At 63.7% G+C, this 14,962-nt stretch carries 14 protein-coding genes; 8 read left to right on the top strand and 6 right to left on the bottom strand.

Translation table 11 applies throughout. The annotated features are described in order from the left end of the window. Positions 1-135 precede the first annotated feature (135 nt). On the bottom strand, positions 136-1,515 hold the full coding sequence (locus ACM43_RS33420; RefSeq protein ID WP_271545926.1) for an LLM class flavin-dependent oxidoreductase: 1,380 nt from the start codon (positions 1,513-1,515) through the stop codon (positions 136-138). A 296-nt stretch (positions 1,516-1,811) separates the two neighbouring features. Between ACM43_RS33420 and ACM43_RS33415 the strand changes: the two genes are divergently transcribed. The 6 genes from ACM43_RS33415 (at position 1,812) to ACM43_RS33390 (ending at position 7,569) form a co-directional block, all read left to right on the top strand. Beyond that, positions 1,812-3,209: a M20 family metallopeptidase gene (locus tag ACM43_RS33415; protein ID WP_271545925.1), complete on the top strand. Its 1,398-nt coding sequence runs from the start codon at positions 1,812-1,814 to the stop codon at positions 3,207-3,209. Positions 3,210-3,295: 86 nt separating this feature from the next. Next, complete coding sequence (locus ACM43_RS33410) at positions 3,296-4,207, top strand: amino acid ABC transporter substrate-binding protein (RefSeq protein WP_271545923.1); 912 nt, start codon at positions 3,296-3,298, stop codon at positions 4,205-4,207. A gap of 145 nt (positions 4,208-4,352) precedes the next feature. Continuing rightward, complete coding sequence (locus ACM43_RS33405; RefSeq protein ID WP_126259516.1) at positions 4,353-5,084, top strand: amino acid ABC transporter permease; 732 nt, start codon at positions 4,353-4,355, stop codon at positions 5,082-5,084. A gap of 3 nt (positions 5,085-5,087) precedes the next feature. Continuing rightward, positions 5,088-5,780: an amino acid ABC transporter permease gene (locus tag ACM43_RS33400; RefSeq protein WP_271545918.1), complete on the top strand. Its 693-nt coding sequence runs from the start codon at positions 5,088-5,090 to the stop codon at positions 5,778-5,780. A gap of 12 nt (positions 5,781-5,792) precedes the next feature. Beyond that, on the top strand, positions 5,793-6,524 hold the full coding sequence (locus tag ACM43_RS33395; protein ID WP_128266202.1) for an amino acid ABC transporter ATP-binding protein: 732 nt from the start codon (positions 5,793-5,795) through the stop codon (positions 6,522-6,524). A gap of 184 nt (positions 6,525-6,708) precedes the next feature. Further along, the gene (locus ACM43_RS33390; protein ID WP_157283109.1) at positions 6,709-7,569 is read left to right on the top strand and encodes a D-amino-acid transaminase; all 861 of its coding nucleotides are present in this window, start codon (positions 6,709-6,711) and stop codon (positions 7,567-7,569) included. Between the two features lie 136 nt (positions 7,570-7,705). On the opposite strand, the gene ACM43_RS33385 is transcribed toward ACM43_RS33390, so the two are convergent. Genes ACM43_RS33385 through ACM43_RS33375 form a run of 3 tightly spaced genes read right to left on the bottom strand, consistent with a single transcriptional unit; the run spans position 7,706 to position 10,990 of the window. Then, positions 7,706-8,167, bottom strand: a complete 462-nt coding sequence (locus tag ACM43_RS33385; RefSeq protein WP_271545917.1) for a carboxymuconolactone decarboxylase family protein — start codon at positions 8,165-8,167, stop codon at positions 7,706-7,708. 26 nt (positions 8,168-8,193) lie between these two features. Then, complete coding sequence (locus ACM43_RS33380) at positions 8,194-9,804, bottom strand: MDR family MFS transporter (RefSeq protein WP_271545916.1); 1,611 nt, start codon at positions 9,802-9,804, stop codon at positions 8,194-8,196. Positions 9,805-9,808: 4 nt separating this feature from the next. Next, positions 9,809-10,990, bottom strand: coding sequence for an HlyD family secretion protein (locus tag ACM43_RS33375; protein ID WP_271545914.1), 1,182 nt, complete (start codon positions 10,988-10,990; stop codon positions 9,809-9,811). Between the two features lie 205 nt (positions 10,991-11,195). On the opposite strand from ACM43_RS33375, the gene ACM43_RS33370 reads away from it, so the two are divergent. Next, a complete protein-coding gene (locus ACM43_RS33370) occupies positions 11,196-12,107 on the top strand; it encodes a LysR family transcriptional regulator (RefSeq protein WP_157283105.1) in 912 nt (303 codons plus the stop codon). On the opposite strand, the gene ACM43_RS33365 is transcribed toward ACM43_RS33370, so the two are convergent. Then, positions 12,091-12,435, bottom strand: a complete 345-nt coding sequence (locus tag ACM43_RS33365; protein WP_271545912.1) for a hypothetical protein — start codon at positions 12,433-12,435, stop codon at positions 12,091-12,093. The two genes, ACM43_RS33370 and ACM43_RS33365, sit on opposite strands and share 17 nt — an antisense overlap. On the opposite strand from ACM43_RS33365, the gene ACM43_RS33360 reads away from it, so the two are divergent. Continuing rightward, positions 12,428-13,447, top strand: coding sequence for a DUF3616 domain-containing protein (locus ACM43_RS33360; protein WP_271545910.1), 1,020 nt, complete (start codon positions 12,428-12,430; stop codon positions 13,445-13,447). The genes ACM43_RS33365 and ACM43_RS33360 overlap by 8 nt on opposite strands. An 81-nt stretch (positions 13,448-13,528) precedes the next feature. Here ACM43_RS33360 and iaaH read toward each other — a convergent pair whose 3' ends face one another. Continuing rightward, the gene (gene iaaH, locus ACM43_RS33355; protein WP_271545909.1) at positions 13,529-14,950 is read right to left on the bottom strand and encodes an indoleacetamide hydrolase; all 1,422 of its coding nucleotides are present in this window, start codon (positions 14,948-14,950) and stop codon (positions 13,529-13,531) included. Positions 14,951-14,962 lie beyond the last annotated feature (12 nt).

The following is a 14,962-nucleotide window of genomic DNA, read 5'->3' as shown; positions in this document are numbered from 1 at the left end:
GGACCCATACCGCGTGATCTATCGACTGCGGCTGGTAGGCGTACCGAACTCCCGAGTCTTCGCCAAACCACTCCCTGTGGTTATGGGTCTTGGCCTTCGCGGGGACGACAGCCTGCCTGTGGCGCGATTTTCCGCCTACCCCTTCTTCCCCACGCGATACCCCGCGGCCGGATGCGGCGCACTTAACCGCGCGCGGCCCCCACCGAACAGCTTCTCCCGCAGCGTGCCCTTGGCGTACTCGCGCTTGTACCGCCCGCGCCGTGTCAGCTCCGGCACCAACATCTCGGCGATATCCTCGAAATCGCCGGGCGAGATCGCGAAGGCGACGTTGAGCCCGTCGACGTCGGTCTTCTCGAACCAATCCTCGATCTTGTCGGCGACGCTTTCCGGCGTGCCGACCACGACCGGACCGGCGCCGCCGATGCCAACATGCTCGATGACGTCGCGCACGGTCCAGATGCGGTCGGGGTCGGCGCGGGTGACGTTGTCCATGGCGCTGCGGCCGGCATCGTTCTGGACGTGGCGCACCTGCTGGTCGAGGTCGTAGCCGGAGAAGTCGACACCGGTCCATCCCGACATCAGCGCCAGCGCGCCTTCGGGGCTGATGTGGCGGCGGTAGTCGGCGTATTTTTCCTTCGCCTCGGCCTCCGTCCGGCCGAGGATGATCGTCATCATCGAGAACATCAGGATTTCGGCGGGGTTGCGGCCGAGCGCGGCAGCCTCCTGCCGGATCGCGGAGACGCGCGGCGCGATCACCTTGGCCGACGGTCCCGACATGAACACGCACTCGGCGTGCCTGGCCGCGAATTGCCGGCCGCGCGGCGAGGTGCCGGCCTGGTACAGCACCGGCGTGCGCTGCGGCGAGGGCTCGCTGAGGTGAATGGTGTTGTTGATGCGGTAGTTCGCGCCCTCATGATTGACGCGATGAACTTTTGCCGGGTCGGTGAAGATGCCGCGCTTGCGGTCGCGCAGCACGGCATCGTCCTCCCAGCTTCCTTCCCAGAGCTTGTAGACGACCTCCATATATTCGTCGGCGATGTCGTAGCGGTCGTCATGCCCGGTCTGCTTGTCCCTGCCCGCACCGCGCGCGGCGCTGTCGAGATAGCCCGTGACGACGTTCCAGCCGATCCGCCCCTCGGTGAGGTGATCGAGCGTCGACATCCGCCGTGCGAACGGATAGGGCGGCTCGAAGGACAGGTTGCTGGTGACGCCGAAGCCGAGATTTTGCGTCACCGCCGCCATCGCCGAGAGCAACAGCAGCGGCTCGTTCGACGGCGTCTGCGCTGCATTGCGCAAGGCTGCGTCAGGGCTGTTGCCATAGACGTCGTAGACGCCAAGCACGTCGGCCAGGAACAGCCCGTCGAAACGGCCGCGCTCCAGCGTCTTGGCGAGATCGATCCAGTAGGGCAGGCGGTTATACTCGGCGGTGCGGTCGCGCGGATGGGTCCACAGGCCCGGTGATTGGTGTGCGACGCAATTCATCGCAAAGGCGTTGAGCCTGATCTCTTTGGCCATGCTGGTCCCTCGGCGCTCTGTACTGAGCGCTCTTCGAATGATAGACGTGCGCCCCAACTTGGCGAACTTCTTGCATATAATTGGCCCTTGGCAAGGGCCAAGAATAGAAGGCTTGCGCTTGGCAAGGCCAAAGTCAGCGTCGCAGCTGCGCTTGGCAAGCCAGTCTCAAGGAAGCAAGAACGAAAATCCCAAGAGAACCACGAGAAGAGAACTACAAGAACTATCCAGTCCCCGCCACTTTCGAAGGCCAACCCGCCTCAGGTAAGGTCCTTCGTCTCACATCTCGAAAAGCAAGTATGACCAGAGCCGACGCCATCGCCCGCGCCCGTGAGGATTTCAAGTCCGGCGCGTTCCTCGCCGAACTCGACCGCCGCGTCGCCTACAAGACCGAGAGCCAGAATCCGCAGCGCGGCCCCGAGCTGCGTGCCTATCTGGAGCAGGAGATGCAGCCGGCTTTCGCCGCGCTCGATTTTTCCAGCCGCATCGTCGAATCCCCGAGCGGCAAGGCGCCGTTCCTGTTCGCCGAGCATCACGAGAGCGCGTCTGCGCCGACCGTGCTGGTCTACGGCCATGGCGACGTCGTCGACGGTATGGAAGGCGAGTGGCGTGAGGGCCGGGATCCCTGGCGCACCAATGCTTCCGGCACGCGCCTCTATGGCCGCGGCACCGCCGACAACAAGGGCCAGCACAGCATCAACATGGCGGCGCTGCGTGCAGTGCGCGAGGCGCGCGGCGGTAAGCTCGGCTTCAACGCCAAGTTCATCATCGAGATGGGCGAGGAGATCGGCTCGCCCGATCTCGGCAAGGTCTGCGATCTCCACCGCGAGGCTCTCAAGGCCGACCTGTTCATGGCCTCGGACGGGCCGCGCCTCTCGGCCGATCGGCCGACGCTCTTTCTCGGCTGCCGGGGCGGCATCCGCATCCATCTCGACGTGAACTTGCGCGACGGCGGGCACCATTCCGGCAATTGGGGCGGCGTGCTCGCCAACCCCGCGACCATCCTGGTCAACGCGATCTCCACCCTGGTCGACGGCCATGGCCGCCTTCAGCTCGACGCCTTGAAGCCGCCGCGGCTGACCAACCAGATCCGCTCCTATCTCGCCGACGTCGAGGTGGTGCCGACGGCCGACGAGCCGGCGCTGGCCGAAAACTGGGGCGAGGAGGGTCTTTCGGCCGCCGAACGGCTCTACGCCTGGAACACGCTGGAGGTGCTGGCGATGTCCTCAGGCAATATCGAGAAGCCGGCCAACGCTATCCCGGGCCAGGCCAATGCCGTGCTGCAGCTGCGTTTCGTGGTCGGGACGAAGGTTGAAGGGTTGATCGAGGCGATCCGTGCGCATCTGGTCGCAAAGGGCTTTCCGATGGTCGAGGTGCGGGCGGCGCAGAGTTTTGCTGCATCGCGCACCGATTTCGACAGCCCGTGGATCAAATGGGCCGCAAATTCGGTGCGTGAGACCACCGGCAAGGCACCGGCCGTGCTGCCGAATTTCGGCGGTTCGCTGCCCAATGACGTGTTTTCCGAGATCCTGGGCCTGCCGACAATCTGGGTGCCGCATTCCTATCCCGGCTGCTCCCAGCATGCGCCCAATGAGCACATCCTGCTGCCATTAACCGAAGAGGCCTTGACGGTGATGGCCGGGCTGTTCTGGGATCTCGGCGAGTTGCCAAAGCCACTGACAGGCCCGTTAACCTGAGCCCTTGATCCAGCCGAAAGTTACATTCTAATCCGGCTCGATTTGTGCTTGCATCCGGGCCGCATCATCCGAAAGGGGAAGAAAAAGTGAAACATTTCCGTCACATCGGGCTCGCGCTTGCCGCGACCTTCGTCGTCAGCCAGGCCGGGGCCCAGGAGCTGACCGGCACGCTGAAGAACATCAAGGACACCGGCGCGATCACGCTCGGCTTCCGCGACTCCTCGATCCCGTTCTCCTATCTCGACGACAACCAGAAGCCCGTCGGGTTCGCGATGGACATCTGCTACAAGATCGTCGACGCCGTGAAGAAGGAGCTCAAGCTCGACAAGCTCGAGGTTAAGCTCAACCCGGTGACCTCAGCGACCCGTATCCCGCTGATGGCCAATGGCACCATCGACCTCGAATGCGGCTCGACCACTAACAATGCCGAGCGTCAGAAGCAGGTCGCCTTCACCAACACCCACTACCTGACGGCCAGCCGCTATGTCTTCAAGAAGTCGAGCGGCCTGAAATCGATCGACGATCTCAAGGGCAAGACCGTGGTCTCGACCGCCGGCACCACCAACATCAAGCAGCTCACCGAGGCCAATGTCGCCAAAGGCCTCGGCGCCAATATCATCCCGGCCAAGGATCACGCCGAAGCCTTCCTGATGGTCGAGACCGACCGCGCGGTCGCCTTCGTCATGGACGACATCCTGCTGGCGAGCCTCGTCGCCGGCTCGAAGAACCCGGACGACTATGTCATCTCCAAGGATGCGTTCTCCAAGCCCGAGCCCTACGGCATCATGCTGCGCAAGGACGATCCCGCCTTCAAGAAGGTGGTCGATGCCGCGACCGCGGCGCTCTACACCTCGGGCGAGGCCGAGAAGATCTACAACAAATGGTTCACCCAGAAGATCCCGCCGAAGGGCCTGAACCTCAACACGCCGATCTCGGCCGAGCTGAAGAACGAGTTCGCCAAGCCGACGGACTCGCCGAACCCGGACGATTACAAGTAAGGTAAAACCTCGATCTTTCGATTGGGATCATGTCCGGCCACTCTTGACACCAGGGTGGCCGGACATTTGCATAGGCGCCCAGGACTGCTCTGAACAAGACTTCTCTGAAGACGTCCAATGACGGGCGCGTTCGCGCGGGGGACACGTGAACTATAACTGGAACTGGGGAATCTTCTTCCAGCCGAACCCGATGGGGACCGGCACCTACCTCGACATGCTGCTGTCGGGCCTGGTGCTGACCCTCAAGACCGCGGCGCTGGCTTGGGTCATTGCACTGATCACCGGCTCGCTCGTCGGCGTGATGCGCACGCTGCCGTCGAAGGGAGCGAACTGGTTCGGCTTCGCCTACGTCGAATTCTTCCGCAACATGCCCCTGCTCGTGCAGCTCTTCCTGTGGTACTTCGTACTCCCGGAGCTGTTGCCAAAAGGCGCCGGCACTTGGCTGAAGCAACTGCCGAACGCGCCGTTCTGGACGGCGGCGATCGGCGTCGGCTTCTTCATGTCGGCGCGCGTGGCCGTGCAGCTGCAGGCCGGCATCGGCTCGCTGCCGCGTGGGCAGAAGATGGCGGCAACGGCGCTGGGCCTCACCACCGCGCAGGGCTATCGTTACGTGCTGCTGCCGATGGCCTTCCGCATCATCCTGCCGCCGCTGACGTCTGAATTCCTCAACACCATCAAGAACACGGCCGTCGCGATCACCATCGGCCTGCTCGAGCTGACCGGACAGGCGCGCTCGATGCAGGAATTCTCGTTCCAGGTGTTCGAGGCCTTCACCGCCGCGACCATCCTCTATCTCCTCGTCAACGCCGTCGTCGTGACCGCGATGCGCTTCCTCGAGCGCTGGGTCGCGATCCCCGGCTACATCACGGGGAAATAAGCGATGTTCGGCAATCTCGATTTCGATGTCATCCGCCGCGCGCTGCCCTATCTGTTCTACGAGGGCATGACGTTCACCCTGACGCTGACCTTCCTTGCAGCTCTCGGCGGTCTCATCTTCGGCACGGCGCTCGCCCTGATGCGGCTGTCCGGCTTCAAGATTCTCGGGCGCATCGCCGGCATCTATGTCGACTTCATGCGCTCGCTGCCGTTGGTGCTGGTGATCTTCTGGTTCTACTTCCTGGTGCCCTATATCGGGCAGTGGGTGACCGGTGCCTCGCGTCCGATCAGCGTCGGCGCCTTCGCATCCTCGCTGATTACCTTCATCATGTTCGAGGCGGCGTATTTCTCCGAGATCATGCGCGCCGGCATCCAGTCGATCTCGCGCGGCCAGCCGGCCGCGGCCAGCGCGCTGGGGCTGACTTACGCGCAGACCATGCGCTACGTCGTGCTGCCGCAGGCCTTCCGCAACATGCTGCCGGTGCTGATCACGCAGACCATCGTGCTGTTCCAGGACACCTCGCTGGTCTACGTCCTGTCGATCACCGACTTCCTGGGCGCGGCGAGCAAGGTGGCGCAGCGCGACGGCCGCCTGGTCGAAATGTATCTGTTCGCCGCCGTGGTCTACTTCACCATCTCCTGTATCGCGTCCTACGGCGTCCGCCGCCTCCAGGCGCGCATCGCCATCATTCGCTAGGGCTCCCCGCTCATGATCGAAATCAGCCACGTCAACAAATGGTACAGCCCCACCTTCCAGGTGCTGACCGACTGCACCACCAATGTCACCAAGGGCGAGGTGGTCGTGGTCTGCGGCCCCTCGGGCTCGGGCAAGTCGACGCTGATCAAATGCGTCAACGCGCTGGAGCCGTTCCAGAGCGGCGACATCCTGGTCGACGGCATCAAGGTGAACGATCCCAAGACCAACCTGCCGAAGCTGCGTTCGCGCGTCGGCATGGTGTTCCAGCACTTCGAGCTGTTTCCTCACCTGAAGATCATCGACAATCTCTGTCTCGCGCAGGAGAAGGTGCTCGACCGGTCGCGCGACAAGGCGATGGCGAAAGGCATGCAGCTGCTGGAGCGCGTGGGCCTCAAGGAACAGGCGCAAAAGTATCCCGCGAATCTGTCCGGCGGCCAGCAGCAGCGCGTTGCGATCGCCCGTGCGCTCGCCATGGATCCGATCGTCATGCTGTTCGACGAGCCGACCTCGGCGCTCGATCCGGAAATGGTCAGTGAGGTGCTCGACGTCATGGTGGACCTCGCTCATGAGGGCATGACCATGATGGTTGTCACCCACGAGATGGGCTTTGCCCGCAAAGTGGCCAATCGCGTGATCTTCATGGACCGTGGCGAGATCGTCGAGGACGCGGCGAAGGAAGACTTCTTCGGCAAGCCCCGCAGCGACCGCGCACAGAAGTTCTTGTCGAAGATTTTGTCGCATTAACGGTCGTCATCCCGGGGCGCGCATAGCGCGAGCCCGGGATCCATCATGCGGCAGTACCGCGGTGAGATGGATTCCGGGCTCATTCGCGTTGCGAATGCCCCGTAATGACGGATCGTGGGTTTATCGAGCCCGCCAAATCTCCTATACCCGTGGCCAAATCCCTTCCCCTCCCAGGAGACCTGCCTTGGACTCGATCGCCTACGTCAACGGCTCATTCGTCCCGCTCTCGGAAGCCAAGATCTCGGTGCTCGATCGCGGCTTCCTGTTCGCCGACGGCATCTACGAGGTCTCGGCCGTGCTCGACGGCAAGCTGGTCGACAATGCTTCGCATCTGGGGCGGCTGGAGCGGTCCGTCGGCGAGATCAAGTTGAAGCTGCCGGAGACCATCGAGCGCATCACCGAGTTGCAGAAGGAGCTGATCGCGCGCAACAAGCTCGTGAACGGCCTCGTCTATCTCCAGGTGACGCGCGGCGCCGACAAGGGGCGCGACTTCCCGTTTCCCAAGGCCGACGTCAAGTCGAGCCTGGTGATGTTCACGTCCGAGAAGGACATCATCAACGCCGCGGTGGCCAAGACCGGCATCAATGTCATCACGGTGCCCGACATCCGCTGGGAGCGCCGCGACATCAAGAGCGTGGCGCTGCTGGCGCAGGTGCTGGCGAAGCAGGCCGCGGCCGAAGCCGGCGCGGGCGAAGCCTGGATGCTGCAGGATGGCTACGTCACCGAGGGCGGCTCGTCCACGGCGTTCATCCTGACCAAGGACGACGTCATCGTCACCCGCCAGAACTCCAACGCGATCCTGCCCGGCTGCACCCGCAAGGCCGTGATTGCGCTTGCCGAGGAGCGCCAGCTGCGCGTCGAGGAACGCTCCTTCACGGTCGCCGAAGCGCTCGCCGCCAAGGAAGCCTTCATCACCAGCGCATCCTCGTTCGTGCAGCCGGTGGTCGCCATCGACGGCAAGACGATCGGCGACGGCAAGCCCGGCCCGATGGCGACGCGCTTGCGCGAGATCTACGTGGACTTCGCCAAGGCGACGGCGGTCTGAGCCACACACTCGGCTGCCGTAGGGTGGGCAAAGCGAAGCGTGCCCACCTTTTCTTGAGTTCATGGAGAGATGGTGGGCACGGCGCAAGTGCGCCTTTGCCCACCCTACAAGACTGCGTCCGAGACGGCGCTGCAGCCTACGCCACCGACGCCTTCACCTTCACCGGATGCACGGCTCGGAACGCGATCGCGATCCTGTTCCAGGCATTGATGGCACCGATCAGCATGGTCAAGTTCACCGTCTCCTCCTCGGAGAACTGCGCGCGAACCTGTTCGTAAGTCTCGTCGGGCGCGTGCGTCTCGGCGATCAGCGTCAACGCTTCGGTCCAGGCCAGCGCGGCGCGCTCGCGGTCGGAATAGAGCGGGGATTCGCGCCAGGCGTTGAGCAGGTAGATGCGCTGCTCGGTCTCGCCGCGCTTGCGGGCGTCCTCGGTGTGCATGTTGATGCAGAAGGCGCAGCCGTTGATCTGCGAGGCCCGGATCTTGACCAGCTCGATCAGCGATTTCTCAAGGCCCGTCGACTGGATCTGCTGCTCAAGCGCCATCAGCGCTTTGATCGTATCGGGCGCGGCCTGGTAGTAGTTCATGCGGGGCTTCATGGTCGTTCTCCTTTTCTTTGGTTGGGTTAGTGGGCTCCGCCGGCCGAGACTTGGCCGGGCTTCTTCAGAAAGAATACGGCGACGAGGGCAACGATCAGCGCCATGCCGAGCAAGTAGAACGTGTCGCTGAAGGCGAAGATGAAGGCCTGCTTCTGTACGGTATGGCCGATCGCGACATAGGCGCGATGCGCGGCGTCCGCACGGTCGAGAACGCCGTGATTGACGAAATATTGCGTGAGCTGCTCGAGCCGCGTGCGCGTGGCCTCCTCGAAAACAGAGACCGACTGCATCAGCACGTTGGAGTGATATTGCTCGCGCTTGGACAGCACGGTTTGCAAAAGCGCGATGCCGACGGCGCCGCCGAGATTGCGCATCATGTTGAACAGGCCGGAGGCCGAGCCCGCATTCTCCGCTTCGATGCCTGCCGTCGCCACCGCCGACAACGGCGCCATCACCAGCGCCTGGCCGATGGCGCGCACGACATTGGGCCACAGCAGCTGGTCGGCGGCATAGTCGTTGGTCATGTAAATGTTCATGAAATTTGATGCTGCGAACAGAACGAAGCCGACGCCGATGATGATCCGCGCATCGAACTTCTGCATCAGGCGCGGCACCAGCGGGATCAGCACGAGTTGCGGCAGCCCGGTCCAGGCCAGCACCATGCCGATCTGCTCGGCATTGTAGCCCTGGATGCGTGACAGATATTGCGGCAGGATGAACACGGAGCCGTAGAGTGCAATGCCGAGCAGGAAGTTCGCGAGCATGCCGAAGCCGAAGTTGCGACGCACGAGCAGACGCAGATTGAGCAGCGGCTTCTTCACCGTGAGCTCGATGATCAGGAATGCCGTCAGCGCAACAGCGGCGATGATCGAGAGCTTGACGATGAACGGCGAGCCGAACCAGTCGTCCTTGTTGCCTTCCTCCAGCACGGTCTGGAGCGCGGACAGGCCGATCGCCATGGTGATGATGCCGGCCCAGTCGCCCTCGCGAAGCAGCGCCAGCTTCATCGGCTTGGGCTCGAGCGCGTACCAGAGCATGCCGACCATGATCGCGCCGGGCACCAGGTTGACGTAGAAGATGTATTGCCAGCCGAAATTCTCGGTGAGATAGCCGCCGATGGTCGGGCCGATCGCCGGCGCGAAAGTCGCCGACAGCGCGAACAGCGCAAGGCCGACCGGCTGCTTGGCGCGCGGCAGCAGCATGATGATCAGCGTGAAGGCCATCGGGATCAGCACGCCGCCGGTGAAGCCCTGGATGGCGCGCAGCACGATCATCTGCGACAGATCCTGCGCCAGCGCGCAGGCCGCGGACAGAATCAGGAACAGGATCGCGTTGGTGAGCAGGTAGATGCGGATCGAGAACACCTGCGCCAGCCAGCCCGACAGCGGGATGACCACGATCTCGGCGATCAAATAGGAGGTCGAGATCCAGCCGCCGTCGTCGATGCCGGCGCCGATCGCGCCCTGGATGTCCGCGAGCGAGGCGTTGACGATCTGGATGTTCAGAACTGCCATGAAGGCGCCGAGCGTGGCGCCGATCACCGCGATCCAGGTTTTTGTCGACACCGTGGGCGCGAGGGGGGCAGCGGGGGCGGGGAGGCCGGCAGCGGCGTCGACCGTCGGTTGGAGCGTGCTCATGGTTTCAACCGCCATTCGCGCGGGACGTACTGCCGGCGAGACGCTTGGCCGTCTCCCGCTCGGCCAGCACCGCCTGTTTGGTGTCGACGGTCGGCACCGCGGACATGCCGGGCCGCAGCAAGCCGGTGAGGCTGTGGTCGTCGAGGACGATCTTCACCGGAACGCGCTGCACGATCTTGGTGAAGTTGCCGGTGGCGTTGTCGGGCGGCAGCAGTGCGAATTCGAGCCCGCTCGCCGGCGACAGGCTGTCGACATGGCCGCGCAGGGTGGTGTTGCGGAAGCTGTCGACGTGCAACTCGACCGGCTGGCCCGGCCGCACATGCGTGAGCTGGGTCTCCTTGAAATTGGCGACGACGTAGACGGCGTCGAGCGGCACCACCGCCATCAATTGCGTGCCGGCCTGCACGTATTGGCCGACACGCAAGCTGCGGGCGCCGACCGTGCCGTCCACCGGCGCGGTGATCTCGGTATAGGACAGGTTCAGCGCCGCCTGCTGCGCGACCGCGCGGGCGCGTTCGAGCTGGGCGGTGGCCTGAGCGCGCTGGGTGGTGAGCACGTCGACCTTGCGCTGCGCGGCGACGAGGCCGGACTTGGCATGCTGCAATTGTGCGCTGCTGGCGCGCAGCGCCGCGTCGGTCTGCTGCGCGCGCTGGATCGTGCCGGAGCCCGACTTCATGAGGTCGTCGTAGCGGGCGCGCTCCTCCTGCGCGAATTTCAGATTGGCTTCTGCAGCTGCGACGTCGGCGGTGCTCTGTTCGATGATCGGCTGCTGCAGTTCGAGCTGGGCGTCGATGTTGCGGACCGAGGCTTCGCCGGCAGCGACGTCGGCTTTCGCCTGGTCGAGCGCCGCCTTGAAATCGCGGTCGTCGATCTTGGCCAGCAGCTGGCCCGCCCGAACCTTCTCATTGTCCCCGACCAGCACCTTGGCGATGTAGCCAGAGACCTTCGGCGCAACGATCGTGGAGTCCGCCTTCACATAGGCGTCGTCGGTGGATTCGAGGTAGCGGCCGTTGGCCCAGTAATCGTGTCCGTAGTAGCCCATGGTCGCAGTGGTTGCGAGCAGTGCGAGCACCAAGGCCGCCCGCCGGACCCTGTTCCGGGCCGGCGTAGCGGGCGGCGCCTTGGCGTAATCGCGCGTGATTTCAGCGGCTTGCTGGAAGGTCTCGGTGCGGGGCATTTCGGACATCGCAGTCTCCTGTCGGCTCGCTGAGACTATCGGTCTTGCTGGCCCGGATGATAATCGGCTAGATTCTGGAAGGATTATCCATTCAGGGTGGATAATCTGAGCAGTCACCCCTGTTCGTGATGTCTACCGGGTCAGGCGCGCGGCTACGCCAGCGCGATTGCCGCGCGATTGCTGCTGAGGCGCACATCCCAGTGCAAGGAAAGCCATGGATCGATTGACCAGCCTCGAAGTGTTCAGCCGGGTGGTCGAGACCGGCGGCTTCTCCGCAGCAGCCCGCAAGCTCAACATGTCGACTACCATGGTGAGCAATCACGTGCAGGCATTGGAAGACCGGCTCGGGGTGCGGCTGCTTCACCGCACCACGCGCAAGGTCAATCTGACCGAGATCGGGAAGGCCTATTACGACCGCTGCGTCCAGATTCTCGCCGACATCGAACAGGCCGACGACATCGCGAGCGAATTGCAGTCGGTGCCGCGCGGCACGCTGCGCATTCACGTCGCCACGCACATGGTGCCGTTCGTCGCGCCGATTGCGGCCAAACTGCTGTCGACCCATCCGGAGCTCAAGATCGATCTGCGCATGGGCGAGGCCGAGGTCGACCTCATCGAGGAAGGCTATGACGTTGCCCTGCGCATGACACAGCCACCGGATTCAAGCCTGATCGTGCGGAGCCTTGCCACCTGGCGCCACGTGCTGTGTTGCTCCCACGATTACATCGAGAAGCACGGCCGGGTGCAAAAGCTCGACGAACTCGCCGGGCACAATTGTGGTCGGCACTTGAACTATCCGTTCGGCGACGAATGGCGCTTCCTCGATCGCAAGGGCACGCCGGCCTCGGTGCGCGTCTCCGGCAGCTTCGTCACCAATAGCGGAGAAGCGCTGCGCAAGGTCGCGCTGGAGGGCGCCGCGATCTGCCTGATGGCGGGGTTCCTCATTCAGGATGATCTCGAAGCCGGCCGCCTCGTGCGCCTGTTGCCGGAATATCGGACGGTCGAGCTCTCCATGAACGCGGTCTATCCGCATCGTCATCATCTGTCGGCGAAGGTGAGGACCTTCATCGACCTGCTCGTGCACCACAGCGCCGAGCAGCAGAAGCTGATCAACCCGTATTCATGAGACCGTTCACCGGCGGCTCCACGTGCGGCAGAAAGCGTGTTGACATCGCCGAGTTGTCTGCAACAATACAACCTGAGATATGAATGATGTATTTGGGACCGAGGCAATCGGTTCGATCCTTTTTGATACGACGTTTCGTCCAGGCCAGCTTTCTAGCTTCTCCTCTTCCATCTGTTGCTCTTCCATGTTTGACGGATCGACGGGCGGCAAGCCGGTCAACGTTCTCTTGCGTGAGAGCTTCGCAAGGGATCGGCGGCAACATCCCTGTGATGGAGCTGGATGGCTTGGTCTGGCCCGACTGCCGCTCTAGGGAGGCTTCGATGACCATTGCCAGAACAGGATGGATTGCGACTTTGCTGCTCGGCCTCGTGATGGCGAGTGGCGTGCAGCCTTCTCCTGCTGCGGCCGACGATGCGTGGCCAGTCAAGAACAAGCTGATCGGCAAGGACGGAGGCAAGTCGAAGGATGTCAGCGGCATCGCCTGCACGACCGCTGATGGGTTTCCCCGTTCGTGCCTCGTTATCGACGACAATCTCCAGGGCGCTCAATTCATCGAATTGACCGACGGCAAGCTCGTCGCCGGCAGCCCCGTGAAGTTGATCGACAACACGTTCAATGGCAAGGCGCTCGAACTTGATGGCGAGGGCATCGCCTTCTCCAAACGGCAGTATTACGTCATCGGCTCGCATGGCCATCCGCGGGACAAGGACCACAAGCTCGACCCCAAGAAAGATGCCGATAAGATTCGAGCGAGGATTGCCGCAAGCAGCCAGATCGTTCGGTTCCGCACGACGGGGGCAGATGGCAATGCGTCGGGCATCGAGCGTACGGGACAATTGCGAGAGGTCATCGCGGCCGAACCTGCACTTCTCGAGTTCATGGATATCAGGCTGGAGAAGAACGGCTTGACCATCGAGGGCGTGGCGATCAAGGACGATCGGACGTTGCTCGCGGGATTCCGGGGGCCCGTCTTGAACGACAATCGCGCCGTCGTCCTGTCGGTAGAGATAGACGCGCTGTTCGGTGATCGAAAAAGCACGCCTCACCGGCTGTTCCGACTTCCGCTCGGTGACAACAGGGGTGTACGCGATCTCGCCGCGTTCGGCGATCGCATCCTCATCCTGGCCGGTCCTGGTGCGGACGGGCCGGGAGCCTACGCAATATATTCTTGGGACGGAGCGTCCGAGACCGTGCGGCTATTGAAGGAACTTCCGTTCGATCCAAAGCGAAAGCCGGAGGGACTACTGCCGTTGGGCGCGACTTCCGCCGGACTGCGCGTCCTGATCGTATTCGACAGCGATAAGGAAGGTACGCCCACCCCCATCGAAATACCACGATGAACGGGATCGGACCTCCCCTCGCCTTGTCCGGCCGGCCGAACGAACGAGGCGCCACCTTCGATCATTTCCGGAGGGAGTCCGTCAGCGAGCCGGTGGCGGCAAGCGCCCGAACGCAGCCTCGAGCGCCATGCCGATCGCGAGCAGGCGGGAATCGCTACCAGCGGGGCCATCGAGCTCAAGCCCGATCGGCAATCTGCTGCTGGCACCGAGCGCGATCGGGATCTGGATGCCGGGAATCCCGGCATTGCTGCCGGGGTCCGTGTTCTGAATGAACAGGCCGAAATTCTCGAGGCTGCTGGACTCCGGATTGGAGGGGATGGCGACGCGCGGCGTGGTCGGGAAGGCGATCGCATCGAGCCGGTTGTCGGCAAAGCTCCTGGCGTACAGCGCCTGCAGCGCGGGGCGCGCAATCTCGATCGCGGCGTCGTAGATCGGCTTGGCGTCGACCAGGGTGCCGTCGGGACCAGGCAGCTTGCGCAGGATCACCAAGCCGTCATAGGTGCCCTTCACATCGGCGCTGGCGATCTGCTCCGCCAGTGCCGCGATGGAGAGGCCGGTGCCGGTGTGCCTGAGATAGGCGACCAGATCGTCATAGGCCTCGTACAGCGCGACGGGAAAGCTGACCTGGGCGTCGAGCTCTGCCAGTTGCGGCATCTCGATCTCGACGACCGTGACGCCTTGCACCTTCATTTTTGCGACGGCTTCCTGGAACGCGGCCTCGGTGTCGGCATCGAGATTGGCTAGCATCGATCTCGCGAGGCCGACTCGGACCTGAGTCAGATCCGCCGGCGCAAGCGCATCGCCACCGGCGATGACGCGGTCGAGCAGCGCGACATCTGCCATGGTCGCAGCCATCGGGCCTGCGGTATCGCGGGTGTGCGAGATCGGCGCGATGCCGTCTTGCGGGTAGCGACCGACGGTCGGGCGCAGCGAGGCGCATCCGTTCAGGGCGGCAGGCACCCGCACCGATCCGCCGGTGTCCGTGCCGAGCCCGCCGGCGACGATCCGCGCGCCGATCGCCGCGCCCGTGCCTGACGAGGAGCCGCCGGCGATTAAAGCGCGATCATAGGCGTTGCGCACGCCATACTCGGCGCCGGTCTTGAACGCGGTGTTGTAGCCGGAGATGCCGAAGGCGAGCTCGTGCATGCTGGTCTTGCCGATGATGACCGCTCCGGCATCGCGCAGCTTTGTCACGACAGGCGCGTCGGCCTTCGGAATGTAATCCTTCAGCGCCGGTGTGCCGGCGCTGCAGGGCAGTCCCGCGACCTCGATATTGTCCTTGATCACGATAGGTACGCCGCCGAGCGGCTTTGTCTTGTCGCCTGCCGCGTCGAACGCGGCCGCGGCCTTCAAGGCGCCAGCTTCGTCCAGGGTGACAAAGGCATTGAGTTCGGCGTTGGCCTTGGCGCGGGCCAGGGCTTCCCGGGTGAGTGCGGTGCTCGTGAATGTCCCGGCGGCGAGGCCGGCCGCGGCCTCGGTCAGCGTCAACTGGTCGAAATCCATGATGCATCACCC

The sequence above is a fragment of the Bradyrhizobium sp. CCBAU 45321 genome, from assembly GCF_028128975.1.
Lineage (GTDB): Bacteria > Pseudomonadota > Alphaproteobacteria > Rhizobiales > Xanthobacteraceae > Bradyrhizobium > Bradyrhizobium yuanmingense.
Note: the sequence above shows the minus strand (reverse complement) of the source record. Positions and strands in the feature narration are given on the sequence as shown.

Coding starts and splice junctions, on each gene's coding strand:
- ACM43_RS33400 (WP_271545918.1), top strand. CDS start 5,088: ATGTTCGGCAATCTCGATTTCGATGTCATCCGCCGCGCGCTGCCCTAT.
- ACM43_RS33415 (WP_271545925.1), top strand. CDS start 1,812: ATGACCAGAGCCGACGCCATCGCCCGCGCCCGTGAGGATTTCAAGTCC.
- ACM43_RS33395 (WP_128266202.1), top strand. CDS start 5,793: ATGATCGAAATCAGCCACGTCAACAAATGGTACAGCCCCACCTTCCAG.
- ACM43_RS33370 (WP_157283105.1), top strand. CDS start 11,196: ATGGATCGATTGACCAGCCTCGAAGTGTTCAGCCGGGTGGTCGAGACC.
- ACM43_RS33360 (WP_271545910.1), top strand. CDS start 12,428: ATGACCATTGCCAGAACAGGATGGATTGCGACTTTGCTGCTCGGCCTC.
- ACM43_RS33385 (WP_271545917.1), bottom strand. CDS start 8,167: ATGAAGCCCCGCATGAACTACTACCAGGCCGCGCCCGATACGATCAAA.
- ACM43_RS33375 (WP_271545914.1), bottom strand. CDS start 10,990: ATGTCCGAAATGCCCCGCACCGAGACCTTCCAGCAAGCCGCTGAAATC.
- ACM43_RS33420 (WP_271545926.1), bottom strand. CDS start 1,515: ATGGCCAAAGAGATCAGGCTCAACGCCTTTGCGATGAATTGCGTCGCA.
- iaaH (WP_271545909.1), bottom strand. CDS start 14,950: ATGGATTTCGACCAGTTGACGCTGACCGAGGCCGCGGCCGGCCTCGCC.
- ACM43_RS33380 (WP_271545916.1), bottom strand. CDS start 9,804: ATGAGCACGCTCCAACCGACGGTCGACGCCGCTGCCGGCCTCCCCGCC.
- ACM43_RS33365 (WP_271545912.1), bottom strand. CDS start 12,435: ATGGTCATCGAAGCCTCCCTAGAGCGGCAGTCGGGCCAGACCAAGCCA.